At 70.6% G+C, this 18,350-nt stretch carries 23 protein-coding genes; 14 read left to right on the top strand and 9 right to left on the bottom strand.

The features are described 5' to 3' along the window. Positions 1-162 precede the first annotated feature (162 nt). From ACFTZL_RS12495 to ACFTZL_RS12435, 13 genes are all read left to right on the top strand, one after another. Positions 163-1,473, top strand: a complete 1,311-nt coding sequence (locus tag ACFTZL_RS12495) for a hypothetical protein (RefSeq protein ID WP_382580835.1) — start codon at positions 163-165, stop codon at positions 1,471-1,473. Positions 1,474-1,554: 81 nt separating this feature from the next. Then, a complete protein-coding gene (locus ACFTZL_RS12490; RefSeq protein WP_382580833.1) occupies positions 1,555-2,127 on the top strand; it encodes a GNAT family N-acetyltransferase in 573 nt (190 codons plus the stop codon). A gap of 126 nt (positions 2,128-2,253) precedes the next feature. After that, positions 2,254-2,337: a putative leader peptide gene (locus ACFTZL_RS12485; RefSeq protein ID WP_310591794.1), complete on the top strand. Its 84-nt coding sequence runs from the start codon at positions 2,254-2,256 to the stop codon at positions 2,335-2,337. Between the two features lie 140 nt (positions 2,338-2,477). After that, complete coding sequence (locus ACFTZL_RS12480) at positions 2,478-4,175, top strand: nitrite/sulfite reductase (RefSeq protein ID WP_382580831.1); 1,698 nt, start codon at positions 2,478-2,480, stop codon at positions 4,173-4,175. Beyond that, positions 4,172-4,351, top strand: a complete 180-nt coding sequence (locus ACFTZL_RS12475) for a hypothetical protein (RefSeq protein WP_382580829.1) — start codon at positions 4,172-4,174, stop codon at positions 4,349-4,351. The genes ACFTZL_RS12480 and ACFTZL_RS12475 overlap by 4 nt, the downstream gene beginning before the upstream one ends. Further along, a complete protein-coding gene (locus ACFTZL_RS12470) occupies positions 4,348-5,058 on the top strand; it encodes a phosphoadenylyl-sulfate reductase (RefSeq protein WP_382580827.1) in 711 nt (236 codons plus the stop codon). The genes ACFTZL_RS12475 and ACFTZL_RS12470 overlap by 4 nt, the downstream gene beginning before the upstream one ends. A gap of 23 nt (positions 5,059-5,081) precedes the next feature. Next, positions 5,082-5,618: an adenylyl-sulfate kinase gene (gene cysC, locus ACFTZL_RS12465; protein ID WP_382580856.1), complete on the top strand. Its 537-nt coding sequence runs from the start codon at positions 5,082-5,084 to the stop codon at positions 5,616-5,618. Next, positions 5,615-6,550, top strand: a complete 936-nt coding sequence (gene cysD / locus ACFTZL_RS12460; RefSeq protein ID WP_382580826.1) for a sulfate adenylyltransferase subunit CysD — start codon at positions 5,615-5,617, stop codon at positions 6,548-6,550. The genes cysC and cysD overlap by 4 nt, the downstream gene beginning before the upstream one ends. Positions 6,551-6,552: 2 nt before the next feature. After that, positions 6,553-7,887 (top strand): sulfate adenylyltransferase subunit 1, encoded by a 1,335-nt coding sequence (locus tag ACFTZL_RS12455; protein WP_382580825.1) that lies wholly within the window; start codon positions 6,553-6,555, stop codon positions 7,885-7,887. A gap of 222 nt (positions 7,888-8,109) precedes the next feature. After that, complete coding sequence (locus ACFTZL_RS12450; protein ID WP_382580824.1) at positions 8,110-9,213, top strand: aliphatic sulfonate ABC transporter substrate-binding protein; 1,104 nt, start codon at positions 8,110-8,112, stop codon at positions 9,211-9,213. Positions 9,214-9,248: 35 nt separating this feature from the next. Next, on the top strand, positions 9,249-10,037 hold the full coding sequence (locus tag ACFTZL_RS12445) for an ABC transporter ATP-binding protein (protein ID WP_382580823.1): 789 nt from the start codon (positions 9,249-9,251) through the stop codon (positions 10,035-10,037). Then, positions 10,024-10,920, top strand: coding sequence for an ABC transporter permease (locus ACFTZL_RS12440; protein ID WP_382580821.1), 897 nt, complete (start codon positions 10,024-10,026; stop codon positions 10,918-10,920). Before ACFTZL_RS12445 ends, ACFTZL_RS12440 begins: the two co-directional genes overlap by 14 nt. Positions 10,921-10,926: 6 nt before the next feature. After that, on the top strand, positions 10,927-11,667 hold the full coding sequence (locus tag ACFTZL_RS12435) for a sirohydrochlorin chelatase (protein ID WP_382580819.1): 741 nt from the start codon (positions 10,927-10,929) through the stop codon (positions 11,665-11,667). Between the two features lie 13 nt (positions 11,668-11,680). Here ACFTZL_RS12435 and ACFTZL_RS12430 read toward each other — a convergent pair whose 3' ends face one another. The 9 genes from ACFTZL_RS12430 to ACFTZL_RS12390 form a co-directional block, all read right to left on the bottom strand. Next, positions 11,681-11,968: a gas vesicle protein K gene (locus tag ACFTZL_RS12430; RefSeq protein WP_382580817.1), complete on the bottom strand. Its 288-nt coding sequence runs from the start codon at positions 11,966-11,968 to the stop codon at positions 11,681-11,683. Further along, positions 11,944-12,159 (bottom strand): gas vesicle protein, encoded by a 216-nt coding sequence (locus tag ACFTZL_RS12425; RefSeq protein ID WP_382580815.1) that lies wholly within the window; start codon positions 12,157-12,159, stop codon positions 11,944-11,946. The genes ACFTZL_RS12430 and ACFTZL_RS12425 overlap by 25 nt, the downstream gene beginning before the upstream one ends. After that, a complete protein-coding gene (locus ACFTZL_RS12420) occupies positions 12,156-12,977 on the bottom strand; it encodes a GvpL/GvpF family gas vesicle protein (protein ID WP_382580813.1) in 822 nt (273 codons plus the stop codon). Before ACFTZL_RS12420 ends, ACFTZL_RS12425 begins: the two co-directional genes overlap by 4 nt. Then, the gene (locus ACFTZL_RS12415) at positions 12,974-13,336 is read right to left on the bottom strand and encodes a gas vesicle protein (RefSeq protein WP_382496242.1); all 363 of its coding nucleotides are present in this window, start codon (positions 13,334-13,336) and stop codon (positions 12,974-12,976) included. The genes ACFTZL_RS12420 and ACFTZL_RS12415 overlap by 4 nt, the downstream gene beginning before the upstream one ends. Further along, the gene (locus ACFTZL_RS12410; protein WP_382580811.1) at positions 13,333-13,584 is read right to left on the bottom strand and encodes a gas vesicle protein GvpG; all 252 of its coding nucleotides are present in this window, start codon (positions 13,582-13,584) and stop codon (positions 13,333-13,335) included. Before ACFTZL_RS12410 ends, ACFTZL_RS12415 begins: the two co-directional genes overlap by 4 nt. 3 nt (positions 13,585-13,587) lie before the next feature. Then, positions 13,588-14,307: a GvpL/GvpF family gas vesicle protein gene (locus ACFTZL_RS12405; RefSeq protein WP_382580809.1), complete on the bottom strand. Its 720-nt coding sequence runs from the start codon at positions 14,305-14,307 to the stop codon at positions 13,588-13,590. Further along, positions 14,304-14,687: a gas vesicle protein GvpJ gene (gene gvpJ / locus ACFTZL_RS12400; protein ID WP_221298611.1), complete on the bottom strand. Its 384-nt coding sequence runs from the start codon at positions 14,685-14,687 to the stop codon at positions 14,304-14,306. Before gvpJ ends, ACFTZL_RS12405 begins: the two co-directional genes overlap by 4 nt. Before the next feature lie 134 nt (positions 14,688-14,821). Continuing rightward, positions 14,822-15,118 carry a gas vesicle protein gene (locus ACFTZL_RS12395; protein ID WP_382580808.1) on the bottom strand — a complete coding sequence of 99 codons (297 nt, stop codon included), beginning with the start codon at positions 15,116-15,118 and terminating at the stop codon, positions 14,822-14,824. 74 nt (positions 15,119-15,192) lie between these two features. Then, positions 15,193-15,741, bottom strand: a complete 549-nt coding sequence (locus ACFTZL_RS12390) for a DUF1697 domain-containing protein (RefSeq protein WP_382580807.1) — start codon at positions 15,739-15,741, stop codon at positions 15,193-15,195. 316 nt (positions 15,742-16,057) lie between these two features. On the opposite strand from ACFTZL_RS12390, the gene ACFTZL_RS12385 reads away from it, so the two are divergent. After that, entirely contained in the window at positions 16,058-18,310 is a 2,253-nt protein-coding gene (locus tag ACFTZL_RS12385) for an MMPL family transporter (RefSeq protein WP_382580806.1), read from the top strand. The last annotated feature ends 40 nt before the right edge of the window (positions 18,311-18,350 follow it).

The following is an 18,350-nucleotide window of genomic DNA, read 5'->3' as shown; positions in this document are numbered from 1 at the left end:
GGACGCACGACCCTCCCCCAGAGGTACATCTTTCGCATATTTGCGGGGTCTTCGTCCGCCACCCCGCTCACCTGCCGTAGCATCCCTCTACGGGCCACCCCACCTGCTCCTCCGTCAACGTATGGATCATCAGGCGCAGTTGACCCGCCTCGGGAGGACGTTATGAAGCATCGCGGCAGACACCGGCGGCGCAGGCGGGGCAGGGCGGTACGGGCGACGCTGGCCGGGACGGCCCTCGCGCTCACCGCCGCCGCCACCCTGATCAGCGCTTCGCAGGCCGAGGTCACGGATGCCCCGGGGACTCTGAAGCCGCTCAGCGCGTCGGCCGAGGACGGGCGGCTGCCGCTGGCCGAGCACCGGGTGCCCGGGCCATGGCTCGACCGGCTCTCCTCCGAGATGGGCCGACCCGTCGGCGTCGGCGCGGTGCTGGAGAGCGCCGACCGCCCGCTGCGGGACGCGGCCGACTGCCCGACCGCCGAGAAGCACGCCCTGCCGGTCGAACCGGCGGCCACGCGTGCGTACTGCTTCGGCGGCTCCGACACCCGCGGCTGGCGGCCTGGCGCGGTCACCACCTCGGGGGACGCGGACGACGACGGCCGCTGGGGCGAGAACCGTGTGATCCTCTCCGGCTGGACCAACGGCGCCGAAGGCGGCTCCATGGACGGCCCGGCACCCGGGCAGGGCCTGGCCAAGGTCGCCTTCGTCGACGCGAACGACCCGGACCGGCTCCGCTACACCTGGGCCCTGCTGGCCGTCCCGGTGGACGGCGGTCACGACTACCGGGGGCTGGTCTCTCCGCTGTCCGGCATGGTCTGGTACCAGGACAAGCTGCTGGTGACGACCCGCGAGGGCGGCCGGGACGCGCTGTACGTGTACGACATGAACCGCATCCAGCGCGCCACCGTCGAGTCCGACGCGGTCGGCCGGGTGCGCGGCGGCTGGGCGGCGCACGGCTACCGGTACGTGCTGCCCGCCGTCGGCTCGTACACCCTGCCCGGCGGCGACGACGAGCCGCGCCCGGCCACCGTCTCCCTGGACCGCAGCACCTCCCCCGACAGTCTGGTCGCGAGCGAGTGGGTGCCCGCGGACGGCGACCGGCGCACCCGGCTGTGGCGCTATCCGCTGAGCCGGGACCCGGCCCGGGCCGGTCTGCTCACCACCGACTCCTCCGGGCACGCGGACCCCGTCGAGGCGTACGAGACGAAGACGACCGACGTGCGGGGCGTGCTGGCGTACCGCTCCGGCTGGTACCTCGACCGCGCGGCGGGCTCACCGGGCGGGCACGGGACGCTGTGGCGCCAGGACACGGACAGCGCCCGGGCGACGGAGTGCGGGACGGACGAGACCCGCCACTGCTGGAGCGGCCGGTCGGGCTCCCTGTCCTACTGGGAGGAGACCGGCGAGGTCTGGTCCCAGTCCGGCCGCATGCTGTTCGCACTGCCCCTGTCCTCGGTCGACCGGGCCCTCGACTAGGGCGCGTCCGGCGGGGTGGCGCCCCCGGCCACGGCCCCGGGCGTTCGACAGGTCGTCACACCTGATGATTTCCTGACCCTCATGCCGACCATCGCCGTGACCACCTGGTCCCTGGAGCAGACCGCCCCGACCGACCTGCTGCCGGCCTCCGCGCCGGAGGGGGACGTCCGGGTCGTCCGCTCCGAGGTGCCCTCGCCCGAGTTCAGCCGGTTCCTGTACGCGTCGGTGGGCGGCGACATCCGCTGGACCGACCGGCTGAGCTGGTCGTACGCCCGCTGGCAGGAGCACCTGGAGCGGCCCGGCGTGGAGACCTGGGTGGCCTACGACCGGGGCACGCCCGCCGGGTACGTGGAGCTGGAGGCGCAGGACGACGCGGTCGTGGAGATCGTCTACTTCGGACTGCTGCCCGGCTTCCGCGGCCGGCGGATCGGCGGCCACCTGCTGTCGTACGGCACGGCCCGGGCCTGGGACCTCGCGGACCGCTGGGCGGGACTGACCCCGACGAAGCGGGTCTGGCTGCACACGTGCAGCAAGGACGGCGAGCACGCGATGGACAACTACCGGCGCCGTGGGTTCACGCTGTTCGACACCAAGGTCGAGGAGGAAGCGGACGTCGCCGCTCCGGGACCGTGGCCTGGGGCGTTCCCCGTCTGACCTGGTCGGACACCCCGGGGCGACCCAATGTGACCAAGGACACGCGTGTCTTGGATTTCGAGACACGAGTGTCCGAATCTTGGACGAAGCTGGACTGTGTCCAGATCGCCGTGACACGCTTCCGTCATGTCTGGAACTGGAATTGCCTTGGTGAGTCGGCGGCACGTCGACCTCGGCCGCATGTCCAGCGCCATCTGTCCGGCGCGCTGAGAGCATCTGAGAGCACTCACGCAGCGCCCGACATCCCCCTTCTCGACTCCTTTCCCGCGCAATGACGCGCACGTATGCCCATGCGCCCGCGCGCGCAGGTCAGAGCCGCTTTCCCGCCTGTCCCGAAGGACGTATCAACCATGGCCGCCACCCCGCAGAAGCCTGCCGCCGCGACTCCCCGCCGCAAGGTGAGCCGTCACCGCGGTGAGGGTCAGTGGGCCGTGGGACACCACACCCCGCTCAACGGCAACGAGCAGTTCAAGAAGGACGACGACGGTCTCAATGTGCGGACACGCATTGAGACGATCTACTCCAAGCGGGGCTTCGACTCGATCGACCCGAACGACCTGCGCGGCCGGATGCGCTGGTGGGGCCTGTACACCCAGCGCCGTCCCGGGATCGACGGCGGCAAGACCGCGATCCTGGAGCCGGAGGAGCTGGACGACGAGTACTTCATGCTGCGCGTCCGCATCGACGGCGGGGCGCTGACCACACAGCAGCTCCGGGTCATCGGTGAGATCTCGCAGGAGTTCGCGCGCGGCACCGCCGACATCACGGACCGGCAGAACGTCCAGTACCACTGGATCCGGATCGAGGACGTGCCCGAGATCTGGAACCGGCTGGAGGGCGTGGGCCTGTCCACGGTCACCGCCTGCGGCGACACCCCGCGCGTGATGATCGGCTCGCCCGTCGCCGGCATCGCCGACGACGAGATCATCGACGCCACCCCGGCCCTGGAGGAGATGAAGCGCCGCGTCCTGAACAACCCGGCGTACTCGAACCTCCCCCGCAAGTTCAAGACCGCGATCTCGGGTTCGCCGGTGCTGGACGTGGTGCACGAGATCAACGACGTCGCGTTCGTCGGCGTCCGGCACCCCGAGCACGGCCCGGGCTTCGACGTGTGGGTCGGCGGCGGCCTGTCCACCAACCCCAAGCTGGGCGTGCGGCTGGGCACCTGGGTGTCGATCGACGAGGTCCCGGACGTCTACGAGGGCGTCATCTCGATCTTCCGCGACTACGGCTACCGCCGGCTGCGCACCCGCGCCCGGCTGAAGTTCCTCGTCGCCGACTGGGGCGCGGAGAAGTTCCGCCAGGTGCTGGAGGACGAGTACCTCAAGCGCAAGCTGGTCGACGGCCCGGCCCCCGAGCAGCCGTCCCAGCAGTGGCGCGACCACATCGGCGTGCACCGGCAGAACGACGGCCGCTTCTACGTCGGCTTCGCCCCGCGCGTGGGACGCGTCGACGGCGCGACCATCACGAAGATCGCCGACCTCGCCGAGGCCCACGGCTCGGGCCGGGTGCGCACCACCGTCGAGCAGAAGATGATCGTCCTCGATGTCGCGGAGGACAAGGTCGAGTCGCTGGTCGAGGGCCTGGAGGCGCTCGACCTGACCGCCCGGCCGTCCACGTTCCGGCGCGGCACCATGGCCTGCACCGGCATCGAGTTCTGCAAGCTCGCCATCGTCGAGACCAAGCAGCGCGGCTCGCAGCTCATCGACGAACTGGAGCGCCGTCTGCCGGACTTCGACGAGCCGCTCACCATCAACCTCAACGGCTGCCCGAACGCCTGCGCCCGTATCCAGGTCGCGGACATCGGTCTCAAGGGCCAGCTCGTCGTCAACGGCCAGGGCGAGCAGGTCGAGGGCTACCAGGTGCACCTCGGCGGCGCGCTGGGCCTGGAGGCGGGCTTCGGCCGCAAGGTGCGCGGTCTGAAGGTCACCTCCGAGGAACTGCCCGACTACATCGAGCGCGTCCTGAAGCGGTTCGAGACGGAGCGCGAGGACGGCGAGCGGTTCGCCGCCTGGGCGGCCCGGGCCAGCGAGGAGGCCCTCTCATGAGCGAGCGCGCGGCCCCGTTCTACTGCCCTTACTGCGGTGACGAGGATCTGCGTCCGAGCGAGGAGAGGCACGGCGCGTGGGAATGCGCGGCGTGCAGTCGAGCCTTTCAGCTGAAGTTCCTCGGGCTGCTGGCCCAGGGACTGAAGCGATCCGACTCCGGAGGGGCAGAGATATGACGACCACTCAGGAAGAGCGCGACACCGACGATCTGAAGGCGCTCGCCGAGCAGGCGGGCCGCGATCTGGAGGACGCCTCCGCGCTGGAGATCCTCCAGTGGGCGGCCGAGACGTTCGGCAAGCGCTTCTGCGTGACCTCCTCGATGGAGGACGCGGTGGTGGCCCACCTCGCGTCCCGCGCGATGCCCGGCGTCGACGTCGTCTTCTTGGACACCGGCTACCACTTCGAGGAGACCATCGGCACCCGTGACGCGGTCGACGCCGTGATGGACGTCAACGTCATCACGCTCACGCCGCGCCTGACGGTCGCCGAGCAGGACGCGGAGTACGGCCCGAAGCTGCACGACCGCAACCCCGACCTGTGCTGCGCGATGCGCAAGGTGCAGCCGCTGGAGGAGGGCCTGAAGGACTACCGGGCCTGGGCGACCGGTCTGCGCCGCGACGAGTCCCCGACCCGGGCGAACACCCCGGTGGTCGGCTGGGACGAGAAGCGGCAGAAGGTGAAGATCTCCCCGATCGCCCGCTGGACCCAGGACGACGTGGACGCCTACGTCACCGAACACGGCGTCCTGACGAACCCGCTGCTGATGGACGGCTACCCCTCCGTCGGCTGCGCCCCCTGCACCCGCCGGGTGCTGGAGGGCGAGGACGCACGCGCCGGCCGCTGGGCGGGCAGCAGCAAGACCGAGTGCGGGCTGCACGGATGACGACGACGATTCAGGAGACCGACGTGACGACCGGAGCCACCGTCTGGCTCACGGGTCTGCCGAGTGCCGGCAAGACCACCATCGCCCACGAGCTGGCCGACCGGCTGCGCGCCGAGGGCCGGCGCGTCGAGGTGCTCGACGGCGACGAGATCCGCGAGTTCCTCTCGGCGGGCCTCGGCTTCAGCCGCGAGGACCGGCACACCAACGTGCAGCGGATCGGCTTCGTCGCCGAACTGCTCGCCCGCAACGGCGTGCTCGCCCTCGTCCCGGTCATCGCGCCCTACCAGGACAGCCGCGAGGCGGTGCGCAAGCGGCACCAGGCGAACGGGACGGCGTACGTGGAGATCCATGTGGCGACGCCGGTCGAGGTCTGCAGCGAGCGCGATGTGAAGGGCCTGTACGCCAAGCAGGCGGCCGGCGAGCTCACGGGCCTCACCGGGGTCGACGACCCGTACGAGGCACCCGAGTCGCCCGATCTGCGCATCGAGTCGCAGAACCAGACCGTGCAGGAGTCCGCGGCGTCCGTGCACGCCCTGCTCAGCGAAAGGGGACTGGCATGACGTCCGCCGCCACCGTTTCCGAGGAGACCGACAGCCCCTACGCGCTGTCCCACCTCGACGCTCTCGAGTCCGAGGCGGTGCACATCTTCCGCGAGGTGGCGGGCGAGTTCGAGCGGCCGGTGATCCTCTTCTCCGGCGGCAAGGACTCCATCGTCATGCTGCACCTGGCGCTGAAGGCCTTCCGGCCGGCGTCGGTGCCGTTCTCGCTGCTGCACGTGGACACCGGGCACAACTTCCCCGAGGTCCTCGGTTACCGGGACCGCACGGTCGAGCAGCACGGGCTGCGGCTGCACGTCGCCTCCGTGCAGGACTACATCGACCGGGGGGTGCTCAAGGAGCGCCCGGACGGCACCCGCAACCCGCTGCAGACGCTGCCGCTGACGGAGAAGATCCAGGCGGAGAAGTTCGACGCGGTCTTCGGCGGCGGACGCCGTGACGAGGAGAAGGCCCGGGCCAAGGAGCGGGTGTTCTCCCTGCGGGACGAGTTCTCCCAGTGGGACCCGCGCCGCCAGCGCCCGGAGCTGTGGAACCTGTACAACGGCCGGCACGCCCCCGGCGAGCACGTGCGCGTGTTCCCGCTGTCCAACTGGACCGAGCTGGACGTGTGGCAGTACATCGCCCGCGAGGGCATCGAGCTGCCGCAGATCTACTACGCCCACGAGCGCGAGGTGTTCAAGCGCGGCGGCATGTGGCTGACCGCCGGTGAGTGGGGCGGGCCGAAGGACGACGAGTCCGTGGAGAAGCGCCTGGTGCGCTACCGCACGGTCGGTGACATGTCCTGCACCGGAGCCGTCGACTCCGAGGCCGACACCATCGAGAAGGTGATCGTCGAGATCGCCGCCTCCCGGCTCACCGAGCGCGGCGCCACCCGCGCCGACGACAAGATGTCCGAAGCCGCGATGGAAGACCGCAAGCGCGAGGGGTACTTCTAGAGATGAGCACCATCACCACCGAGGAACTCTCGGAGACCACCCTGCTGCGGTTCGCCACCGCCGGTTCGGTCGACGACGGCAAGTCCACCCTGGTGGGCCGGCTGCTGCACGACTCCAAGTCGGTCCTCACCGACCAGTTGGAGGCCGTGGAGCGCGCTTCGGCGAGCCGGGGCCAGGAGGCGCCGGACCTCGCGCTGCTGACGGACGGTCTGCGGGCCGAGCGGGAGCAGGGCATCACCATCGACGTGGCGTACCGCTACTTCGCCACGCCCCTGCGGCGGTTCATCCTCGCCGACACCCCCGGCCATGTGCAGTACACGCGGAACATGGTCACCGGCGCCTCCACCGCCGAGCTGACGGTGATCCTGGTCGACGCGCGCAACGGCGTCGTCGAGCAGACCCGCCGGCACGCCGCCCTCGCCGCCCTGCTGCGCGTCCCGCACGTGGTCCTCGCGGTCAACAAGATGGACCTCGTCGCGTACGAGGAGAAGGTGTTCGCAGCCATCGCCGAGGAGTTCACGGCGTACGCGACCGAGCTGGGCGTCCCCGAGGTCACCGCGATCCCGATCTCGGCGCTCGTCGGCGACAACGTGGTGGAGCCTTCCGCGAACATGGACTGGTACGGCGGCCCGACGGTGCTGGAGCACCTGGAGACGGTGCCGGTCAGTCACGACCTGAGCCACTGCCACGCCCGGCTGCCCGTGCAGTACGTGATCCGGCCGCGGAACGCGGACCACCCGGACTACCGGGGGTACGCCGGCCAGATCGCGGCCGGTTCCTTCCACGTCGGCGAGCAGGTCACCGTGCTGCCCTCGGGCCGCACCTCGAAGGTCGCGGGCATCGACCTGCTGGGCGAGCCGGTCGACGTCGCGTGGACCACGCAGTCGGTGACCCTCCTGCTGGAGGACGACATCGACATCTCGCGCGGCGACCTGATCGTGCCCACCAAGGACGCGCCCGCGACCACGCAGGACATCGAGGCGACCGTCTGCCATGTCGCGGACGCCGCCCTGACCGTCGGTCACCGGGTGCTGCTCAAGCACGGCACCCGCACGGTCAAGGCGATCGTCAAGGACATCCCGTCCCGCCTCACGCTCGACGACCTGTCCCTGCACCCGCACCCGGGACAGCTCGTCGCCAACGACATCGGCCGGGTGAAGATCCGTACCGCCGAGCCGCTGCCGGTCGACTCCTACTCCGACTCGCGGCGCACCGGCTCGTTCATCCTGATCGACCCGAACGACGGCCAGACCCTCACCGCCGGCATGGTCGGCGAGTCCTTCGCCTCCCCGGAGCCCGTGAAGGACGAGGCCGACGACGACGGGTGGGACTTCTGACATGAACTCCCCCGACTTCTACTCCACGTTCGCGAAGGAGGGCGGCCGCGTCGGCAGCGGTGCTCTCGGCAGCGGGCAGGGCGGAGTGGCGCGATGTGTGCGCTGACGTACGCGCACTGCCTGCGCGCCCTCACCCCCCACCGCCGTAGACGAAAACCTGCCGACCTCCCGGCCACGACCTGAGAGACCGTGACCGCCGGGCCTCCGAGAGGAACACCTCCCGTGCCTGCATCATCCGCTCTGCGCCGATCCCTCGCGGTCATAGCCGCGCTTCCCCTGCTCACTCTGGCCGCCTGCGGCTACGGCTCCAAGGCCGAGGACGACGGGGGCGCCAAGGTCGCCGCCGGAGCGAAGAAGATCGACGGTCTCGACAGCGTCAAGATCGGCTACTTCGGCAACCTCACCCATGGAACCGCGCTGGTGGGCGTACAGAAGGGCATCTTCCAGAAGGCGCTGGGCGCCACCAAGGTCGATACCGCGACCTTCAACGCCGGTCCGTCCGAGATCGAGGCGCTGAACTCCAAGTCCATCGACATCGGCTGGATCGGCCCCTCCCCGGCGATCAACGGCTACACCAAGTCCGCCGGCAAGAACCTGCGCATCATCGGCGGTTCGGCGTCCGGCGGTGTGAAGCTGGTCGTCAACCCGGACAAGATCAAGTCCCTGAAGGACGTCAAGGGCAAGAAGATCGCCACCCCGCAGCTCGGCAACACCCAGGACGTGGCGTTCCTCAACTGGGCGGCCGAACAGGGCTGGAAGGTCGACCCGCAGAGCGGCAAGGGTGACGTCACGGTCGTCCGCAGCGACAACAAGGTCACCCCGGACGCCTACAAGTCCGGGTCTGTCGACGGCGCCTGGGTGCCGGAGCCGACCGCTTCGAAGCTGGTCGCCGAGGGCGGCAAGGTGCTGCTCGACGAGGCGTCGCTGTGGCCGGACAAGAAGTTCGTGATCACGAACATCATCGTGCGGCAGGACTTCCTCAAGGAGCACCCGAAGGTCGTCGAGGCCGTGCTCAAGGGCTCGGTCGAGACCAACAAGTGGATCAACGCCAACCCGGACGCGGCGAAGGCGTCGGCCAACAAGCAGCTCGAGGAAGACTCCGGCAAGGCGCTGCCTGCCGAGGTGCTGGACCCGGCGTGGAAGTCCATCCAGTTCACCGACGACCCGCTGGCCTCCACGCTCAACACCGAGGCCGAGCACGCCGTGAAGGCGGGGCTGCTGCAGAAGCCGAACCTGAACGGCATCTACGACCTCGCTCCGCTGAACAAGGTCCTCAAGGCCGAGGGCGCGCCCACGGTCGACGACGCCGGTCTCGGCGCCAAGTAGCCCGCATCCCGAAGAGTTCCCAGGAGGTGACGACCATGGCAACCACCCTCGCCAAGGCCGCCGACGGCACTGAGTCGGCCACACACGCCGCCCGGATCGAACACGTTTCGAAGTCGTTCGCGGGCCCCGCCGGGCAGCAGCTCGTCCTGGACGACATCACCCTCGATGTCGCGCCCGGCGAGTTCGTCACCCTCCTGGGGGCCTCGGGCTGCGGCAAGTCCACGCTGCTCAACCTGGTGGCGGGCCTGGACCGGCCCAGCGCCGGCGAGATCACCACGGACGGCCGCCCGGCGCTGCTGTTCCAGGAGCACGCGCTGTTCCCGTGGCTGACCGCGGGCAAGAACATCGAACTCGCCCTGAAACTGCGGGGCATCGCGAAGGCCGAGCGCCGCGAGCGGGCCGAGGAACTGCTCGAACTCGTCCGGCTGAAGGGCGCCTACGGCAAGCGGGTGCACGAGCTGTCGGGCGGTATGCGCCAGCGTGTCGCGCTGGCGCGCGCGCTCGCGCAGGAGAGCAAGCTGCTGCTGATGGACGAGCCGTTCGCGGCGCTGGACGCCATCACGCGGGACGTGCTGCACGACGAGCTGACCCGTATCTGGCGCGAGACGCAGCTGTCCGTCCTGTTCGTCACGCACAACGTGCGCGAGGCGGTCCGGCTCGCGCAGCGCGTGGTGCTGCTGTCCTCCCGTCCGGGCAAGATCGCCCGTGAGTGGACGGTGGACATCCCGCACCCGCGCCGCATCGAGGACACCCAGGTGGCGGAGCTGTCCGTCGAGATCACCGAAGAACTGCGTGAGGAGATCCGCCGTCATGGCCAGCACTGATTCGACGACCGTCGCCAAGGACGGCAGCGATCTCGCCGGTCTGGAGGCGGGCCTCGACGCGCTGGAGTCGAGGCAGACGCACCGCACTCCGTTCCGGCAGACCTTCACCGAGAAGATCCTGCCGCCCGTCCTCGCCGTCGCACTGGTGCTGGCGGTCTGGCAGGCCCTGGTCTCGTTCAAGGTCGTCACCGACCCGACCAAGTTGCCCGCGCCGTCCGCCGTGTGGGACGTCGTGCACACGGCATGGCTCGAGGGCGAGCTGCTCGGCTACATCTGGACCAGCGTCTCGCGCGGTCTGCTGGGCTTCTGCTTCGCCCTGCTGATCGGCACGCCGCTGGGTCTGCTGGTGGCCCGGGTGAAGTTCGTCCGCGCGGCCCTCGGCCCGATCCTGTCGGGCCTGCAGTCCCTGCCGTCGGTCGCCTGGGTTCCGCCGGCGGTGATCTGGCTGGGCCTGAACAACTCGATGATGTACGCGGTGATCCTGCTCGGCGCGGTCCCGTCGATCGCCAACGGCCTCGTCTCGGGCGTCGACCAGGTGCCCCCGCTGTTCCTGCGCGCGGGCCGCACGCTCGGCGCGACGGGCCTGAAGGGCACCTGGCACATCGTCCTGCCGGCCGCGCTGCCCGGCTATGTGGCCGGTCTGAAGCAGGGCTGGGCGTTCGCCTGGCGTTCCCTGATGGCCGCGGAGATCATCGCGTCCTTCCCCGACCTCGGCGTGGGCCTCGGCCAGTTGCTGGAGAACGGACGCAACGCCAGCGACATGGCCATGGTGTTCGAGGCCATCCTGCTCATCCTGATCGTCGGTATCGCCATCGACCTGCTCATCTTCAGCCCGCTGGAGCGGTGGGTGCTGCGCAACCGCGGCCTGCTGGTGAAGAACTGAAGTCCCATGAACAACAAGCCTGTTCTCCTCGTCATCGCACACGGCAGCCGCGACCCGCGGCACGCCGCGACCGTGCACGCCCTGGTACGGCGGGTACGCGTCCTGCGCCCCGACCTGCGCGTGGAGACAGGCTTCCTGGACTTCAACGTGCCCTCGGTGCAGGGGGTACTGGAGTCCCTGGCGGTCCAGGGCGTCCGTGACGTCGTGGCCCTCCCCCTCCTCCTGACCCGGGCGTTCCACGCCAAGGCGGACATCCCGGCGGTTCTCGCGGACGCTCCCCCGCAGCTCCGCATCCACCAGGCGGAGGTCCTGGGCCCGTCCCCGCTGCTGCCGGCGGCTCTGGAACGGCGCCTGTACGAGGCGGGCCTGTCCCCCGCCGACAAGTCCTCGACCGGGGTCGTCCTGGCCTCGGCGGGGTCCACCGACCCGGAGGCGATCGCAGTGATCGCAGAAATCGCGCGGGAGTGGCGGCACACCGGCTGGTGCGCCGTGCGGCCTGCGTTCGCCTCCGCATCCCTCCCCCGCACCGAGGACGCGGTCCGCGAACTCCGTGCCCTCGGCTGCTCCCGGGTGGCCGTCGCCCCCTACGTCCTCGCCCCCGGCTTCCTCCCGGACCGCATCGCCCGGGGCGCGGCGGAGGCGGACGTCCTGGCCGATGTGCTGGGGCCGGCGCCGGAGGTGGCGCGGGTGGTGCTGGAGCGGTATGACGCGGCACGGGTACCGATGCTGCGGGCCGTGAGCGCCTGACAGCACGAAGCCGTCACCGGTGTGACGGCAGCAGGGTGCCCAGCGGGCCCAGGTCCAGGTTGAGGTCCTCCGGGCGAAGGTCGTAGCGCGCGCAGAGTTCCCGCATGCGGTCGTCGAGGAGCATCAGGGTCAGGCCGACGCGTTCCTCCTGTTCCTCTGTCAGGTCGCCGATGTCGACGCGGTGGAGTGCCTGGCGTTCCATGAGCTGGCGGAGGAGCTCGACGACCGTCAGGACCAGTTTGACCAGGTCGCGTTCGAGCGTGTCCGGGTCGGTGGTCAGACGGCGGGTGGCCGGGGACATGGAGCCTCGCTGATCTGGGAGAGTGCCGACGCGGCGACGGGGGCGATGACCGCGCGCAGGTCGATGCGGACCAGGTCGACGTCCGCGATGGACAGGACGAGGTCGCCGGTGACGACGACGCCGCCCTGGAGGAGCCGGTCGAGAAGGTCGATGAGGGCGACCGGGCGGTCGGCGTAGGGGGCGACACTCACGCGGCGGGCTCCGGCTCCGGCTGGAGGGCGAAGGAGTAGGGGGCCCAGGGGCCGGTGATCTCCACGCGGAGGCCGGGGACGCCCTCGGCGGCCGCGAGGATGCCGGCGCGGAAGGCGTCGACGCGGTCGGCGGCAACGAGGTAGGCGTCGTTGCCGACGTTGGTGCCGGGGCCGGGGCCCGCGAGGCTGCCGCGTTGCGGGCTGTGTGCCACGCGGTCCACGGCGAGGGTGGCGGCCGTCTCGGTGAGGTGTCTGGCGGCCTGGGCGACCGTGCGCCAGGCCTCCTCGTTCCTGCGTTGTCTGCGGCGGCGGATCGACAGGTAGGCGCGGCCGGCACCGAGGCCGGTGGGCTGTTCCTGTCCGGCGCCGGGGTCCGCTTCGGGCGGGGTGATGTCGGGCGTGGCGTAGATCTTGACGCCGAGTTCCACATGGCCCGTGAGACGGTCCAGCAGGGACAGGAAGTAGTCGCGCCGGGTGTCGAGGGCCTGCCGGGCACGGTCCTCGTCGTGGTAGACGGTGGCCAGGCGCAGGGGCAGTACGGCGGCGCCGCAGCCGACGAGTGCGGCGACCACGGCGTGGTGGGAGCGGACCGTGGTCTCCAGCCAGTCCAGGTCGTCGAGGTGGGCCTTGAGGGGCGTCTCGTCGTAGTCGGCGGCCGGGACGTGGCCGACGGCGAAGGCGAGCCGGGGCGTGCCGGCCGCCGGGTCGACCAGGTGGATCGGTTCTCCGGCGACTCCGCGCAGGTGCGTCACCGCCGCGGCGGCCTCGGGGGTGCGGCGCAGGACGGCGTAGGTGTACACGAGATTCGGGTCGGTCATGGCTCCGGGCTCCTCTCGGCCGCCTTGAGTGCGGCGATCTCGGCACGCAGTCGTTCGTTCTCGTCGGCCAGGGACCGCTCGGGGCGGGCGGCCCGGGAGGAGAGGGAGGGGTCGTGTTCCCACCAGTCGATGCCCATCTCCTTCGCCTTGTCGACGGAGGCGACGAGCAGGCGCAGCTTGATGGTGAGCAGTTCGATGTCGAGCAGGTTGATCCGGATGTCACCGGCGATGACCACGCCCTTGTCGAGGACCCGTTCCAGGATGTCGGCGAGGTTGGCGGTCTGGCCGCCGGGCCCCTGGTCGTAGGGGGAGGGAAAGCGGGGCGGTCCGGCGAGTCCGCCTGCTGCCGGGTGGGTCATGGTCGGGGGCCTCGTCTCCGGGCGTTGATCTCGTCGAGCCGGTCCAGCAGTTCGTCCTCGCGGCGGTCGTACTCGGCCTCGTCGATCCGTCCCTCCAGCAGGGTGCGCTCCAGGTCGACGAGGGCCTGCCGGACGGGGGCCGGGTCGTAGTACTGCGCCTCGGCGGCGGCCTGCAGTTGCTCGGCGGCCCAGAGGGTGGTGCGCAGGGGCGCGAGCGGGAGGGTGAGGATGCCGGTGAGCAGGCCCATGGGTCAGGCGGCGAAGCTGTAGGGGGGCAGCGGACCGCGCAGCCGGAAGTCGTAGGCCTCGCCGTAGTCGTGGGCCAGGTCCCGGCCGGCCGCGGTGAACTCGTCGGCGCGGGCGCGTTCGACGAGGAAGGAGACGTTGAGGAAGTCGTCCTTGGACGGGTCCGCCACGACGCTGGCCCGGGCCAGCCCGGACAGTCGCCCGACGATCTCTTCGGCCTGCCGCCGCTGCCGGGCCTCGACCTGCCGGGCCACGAGTTCGCCGAGGGCGAGGCGGGCCTCGTAGGCGCCGCTGCCCTCGCGGGTGTGCTGGTTGAGCCGGCGGGCCTCCTCGGACTCGTCGAGCACATCGCGCAGCAGGTCGTCCTGGGAGCGGGCGGCCTTGAGGTTGAACTCGGCGGTGCCGTGCAGTTCGCCGAGCCTTCGGGCGTACTCCTCGCCCTTGTGCTCCAGGGCGGTCCTGACGGCGGTGTCGTCGGGGGCGAGCAGGCCGAACCGCATGGGGAGGACCGATCCGTCGGCCATCAGGCGTTCCTGGAGGTCCTGATGGGCGGCGAGGTCACGGCGTTTGGGCCGCAGGCCCGGGGGCGCGGCGCTGACCACGGCGGCGAGCGGGCCGTGGACGAGCACCCGCGGAGGCTCCTCGGTCCCGCCGACGGTGCGCAGGCCGTCGAGCCGCAGGGGGTGGTCGGAGCGGGTGACGGCGTAGACGTAGACGCCGCTCACCGCTCCTCCTCGCGGTCCTTGTCGTCGCGGTCGAAGATGTCCCCGATCGCGTCGATGGCCCCGCCGATCGCGCCGCTGGTCTTGCCCCGGGCGCCGCTCTCGACGAGGTTGCCGACGATGTCGGTGAGTTTGTCCGGTGCCTTGCGGCCGGCCTCCAGGTCGAGGCGGTTGCAGGCCTCGGCGAACCGGAGGTAGGTGTCGACGCTGGCGATGACGATACGTATGTCGATCTTGAGGATCTCGATGCCGACCAGTGAGACACGGACGAACACGTCGATGACGAGCCCGCGGTCCAGGATCAGTTCGAGGATGTCGAAGAGGCCGGCGGAACCCGAACCGCTGGAGGTGGCGGCGGGTTGCATCCCGCCGGACTGCGTCATGACGGTCACGTGGGCGATTCCTCTCGCGAGACTCGTTCTCGTGCCGCCCGTAGGTACGGGGGTGGCGGCGAGGGTGTTCACGTGAACACCAAAAGAGTTACCGCGAGAGGGAGTTGAGAGGTGATGGGTGGGTGCTAACGATGCCGGTCGAGCTGGCCGCGGGCGTAGCGGCGCACCCGCTCGTAGCCGAGCAGCCCGCCCTGCGGGTCGAGGGTGACGCGGTAGGTCGCCATGATGGTCATGGTGTCGGGGACCCGCTCCAGCTCCACGACCTCCACGTCCGCCGTCCAGCCGTCCGGGGTCGGGCGGACGGCGGTGACGGAGTCGGGGGCCGTGCCGAGCAGTTCGGCGAGCTGGGCCGCCGCGCCGCGCATGGCCTGGACGGCCGTCGTACGACCGGATGGAGTCGTCGGGTGATCGGTGCTCGTCATGGCCCTACCGTGCCAAGGCCGCGGGCCGCGTGGGGGCGATTCGGCCAAACGTCCGGTTCCGGGGAGGCCCGGGGTCAGGCTTCCGTCATCTCCACCAGCTTCAGGACGGTGTTCCAGTTGCGGTTCGTGGCGATCACGCCCTTGTTGATCCGCGGCTTCGAGAGGTGTACGGCCAGCTTGGAGCGGCCGAGGCCGTTCGGGGCGTACAGGTACAGGGCGCGGTCGCCCAGGCGGAACTCCTCGGGGAGGTAGGCGGCCTGGTCGATCTCCGCGAAACGGTCGGGGTCGACGGGCGCGGAGAAGTAGGTGACGTGGAGCTGCTTGGCCTCCAGATCGGCGGCCGGGAACGGGCATGCGTCGGCGATCGCCCTCAGATAGGCGTGGTCGCGCACGATCACGTCGACGCCGAAGCCGAAGTGCTGCTCGATGGCGTGCGTGATCTCGGCGGCCAGCGATCGCTCGTCACCGTGGCCGGAGGTGAACACCGCCTGGCCGCTCTGCAGGTACGTGCGCACGCCCTCGTGGCCGAGGTTCTCCAGGAGTGTGCGCAGGTCCGCCATCGGGACCTTCCTGCTGCCGCCCACGTTGATGCCGCGCAGCAGTGCCGCGTACGTCGTCGTCATCCGCACACCTTAGGACGGCCGTCGTGCCCCGTGGGGGTGGGCACGAGGGCCGTCGGCGGGCGGCTGCCCGGCCCCGTAAATTACTCATCGGTCACCGCGGGGCACAACCATCTGCTCAGGATCCACACAGTATGTGTAAGGGGCCACGGTCCCTCGCGGTCCTCCCCAGTGGGGAGAGGGCCAGGTCCATGGGGATGAGTTCCGGCCCCGCCACTTCACCGGGCAGCACGAGGAGATGGTTTTATCCGGCCCATACCTTCGAAACGAAAGGGGGCGGCAGGGGGCCGCCACCGCTGCACGAGGGGGCGAGCCCGTCATGGGGAACGGAGAAGCGCGGGTGCGGGGCCTGGCGGCCCGGGCCGGCGGCTGGAGCGCCCGGCACCGATGGGCTGCCGTCGGCATCTGGGTGCTGTTCGTCGTCCTGGCGATGGGGCTCGGTTCGGCGGCGGGCCGGGTCGACGTCAAGGACAGCGACCAGCTCAAGGGGGAGACGCACACCGCCGCGCGGATCATCGAGGACGCCGGGATCGACGAGCCGGCCGGTGAGACCGTCCTGATCCAGGCCGAGGGCGGCGGACTCAAGGCCACGGACGCCGAGTTCAAGGACGCCGTCACCGCCGTGGTCCGGGCCGTCGAGGGGACCGGCCGGGTCACCGACGTGACCTCGCCGTACGACACGAAGACGATCTCGAAGGACGGGCGCAGCGCGCTCGTGCAGTTCGACATGCGCGGCGAGTCGGACACCGCCGGCGAGCGGGTCGAGCCGGTGCTGAAGGCCGTCGAGGGCGTCCAGAAGGACCACACGTCGCTGCGGATCGAGGAGATCGGCGGCGCCAGCATGATGAAGACGTTCGACGACGCGTTCGGGGACGACTTCAAGAAGGCCGAGTACTCCGCGGTGCCGGTGGCCCTCGGCATTCTGATCATCGCCTTCGGGGCGCTGGTGGCGGCGCTGCTGCCGGTGGCGCTGGCGGTCACCGCGATCGTGGCGACGATGGGCCTGATGGGCATCGTCAGCCACCTCCAGCCGATGAGCGACACCGCCAACTCCGTGATGCTGCTGGTCGGCATGGCGGTCGGCGTCGACTACTGCCTGTTCTATCTGCGCCGGGAGCGCGAGGAACGCGAGGCCGGCCATGACGCGCGGACGGCCCTCAGGATCGCCGCCGCGACCAGTGGCCGCGCGATCGTCGTCTCCGGTGTCACGGTCTGCGTGGCCATGGCGGGCATGCTGTTCACCGGGCTCGCCGAGTTCGAGGCGATGGGCCTGGCCTCGCTGATGGTGGTGGCCGTGGCCATGGTGGGGTCCGTGACGGTGCTGCCCGCGCTGCTGTCGCTGCTGGGCGAGCGCGTGGAGAAGGGCCGCATTCCGTTCCTGCGCCGGCGCAAGCCGGGCGCCAGGCAGGACAGCCGGTTCTGGACGGCCGTACTCCGGCGCGTCCTGGCCCGGCCCGTGATCTCCGTGACGGTGGCGGCCGGTGCGCTGCTGGCCATCACGGCTCCCGCGCTCGGCATGAAGACACAGCAGTTCACGCTGGACCAGGAGTTCGGCGACTCGCTGCCGATCGTGCAGACGTACAACCGCCTCAACGACGCCTTCCCCGGGGGCTCGGAGCCGGCCGAGGTGATCGTCAAGGCGGACGACATCAACGCGCCGGAGGTGAAGTCCGCGCTCGCCGACTTCCGTGACCGGGCGATCAGTTCGGGCGCCTCGCGCGGCCCGGTGGAGATCAAGCTGCACGACTCGCAGAACGTCGCGTTCGTCTACGTCCCGCTGGTCGGCGGCTCCGACCAGGACCGGGCGGGCGTGAGCCTGGACAAGCTGCGCGACGAGGTGCGTCCGGCCACGCTCGGCAGGGTCGACGGGATCGAGGCGCCGATCACCGGGCAGATCGCGGGGTCGAAGGACTTCAACGACCAGCTCGCCGGAGCCGTCGTCCCGGTCTTCGCGTTCGTCGTGGTCTTCGCCTTCGCGCTGATGCTGCTGTCGTTCCGCTCGCTGACGATCGCGCTCACCTCGATCGTGCTGAACCTGCTGTCGGTGGGCGCGGCCTACGGCATCCTCGTCGCGGTCTTCCAGCACGGCTGGGGCGCGTCCCTGGTGGGCGCGGAGGGCGTCGGCGCGATCATCACCTGGCTGCCGCTGTTCCTCTTCGTGATCCTGTTCGGCCTGTCGATGGACTACCACGTGTTCGTGGTCTCCCGGATACGGGAGGCGCGGCTGCGGGGTCTGGCGACGAAGGACGCGATCCGGCACGGGGTGGTCACCACGGCCGGGGTCGTCACCAGTGCCGCGGTCATCATGGTCGCCGTGTTCGCGATCTTCGGGACGCTGTCCATGCAGTCCATGAAGCAGATGGGCGTGGGACTCGCGGCCGCGGTGCTCATCGACGCGACGATCATCCGGGGTGTGCTGCTGCCTGCGGTGATGGCGCTGCTCGGGGAGCACAACTGGTATCTGCCGAAGTGGCTGCACCGGCTGCCGGACCTCACGCACGACGAGGCGCCGCAGGCGGTCGTCGCCAAACCGGCGGCGCGGGACGACGAGGGCGAGCCCCTCAAGGTCTGATCCCCGCCGCGTGGGCTGATCCCCGCCGCTGTCCGAAGGG

It is taken from the genome of Streptomyces sp. NPDC056948 (genome assembly GCF_042674225.1).
In the GTDB taxonomy this organism is placed as follows: Bacteria; Actinomycetota; Actinomycetes; order Streptomycetales; family Streptomycetaceae; genus Streptomyces; species Streptomyces purpurascens.
The sequence above is the reverse complement of the archived record's forward strand: the minus strand, read 5'-3'. Positions and strand labels throughout refer to the sequence as shown.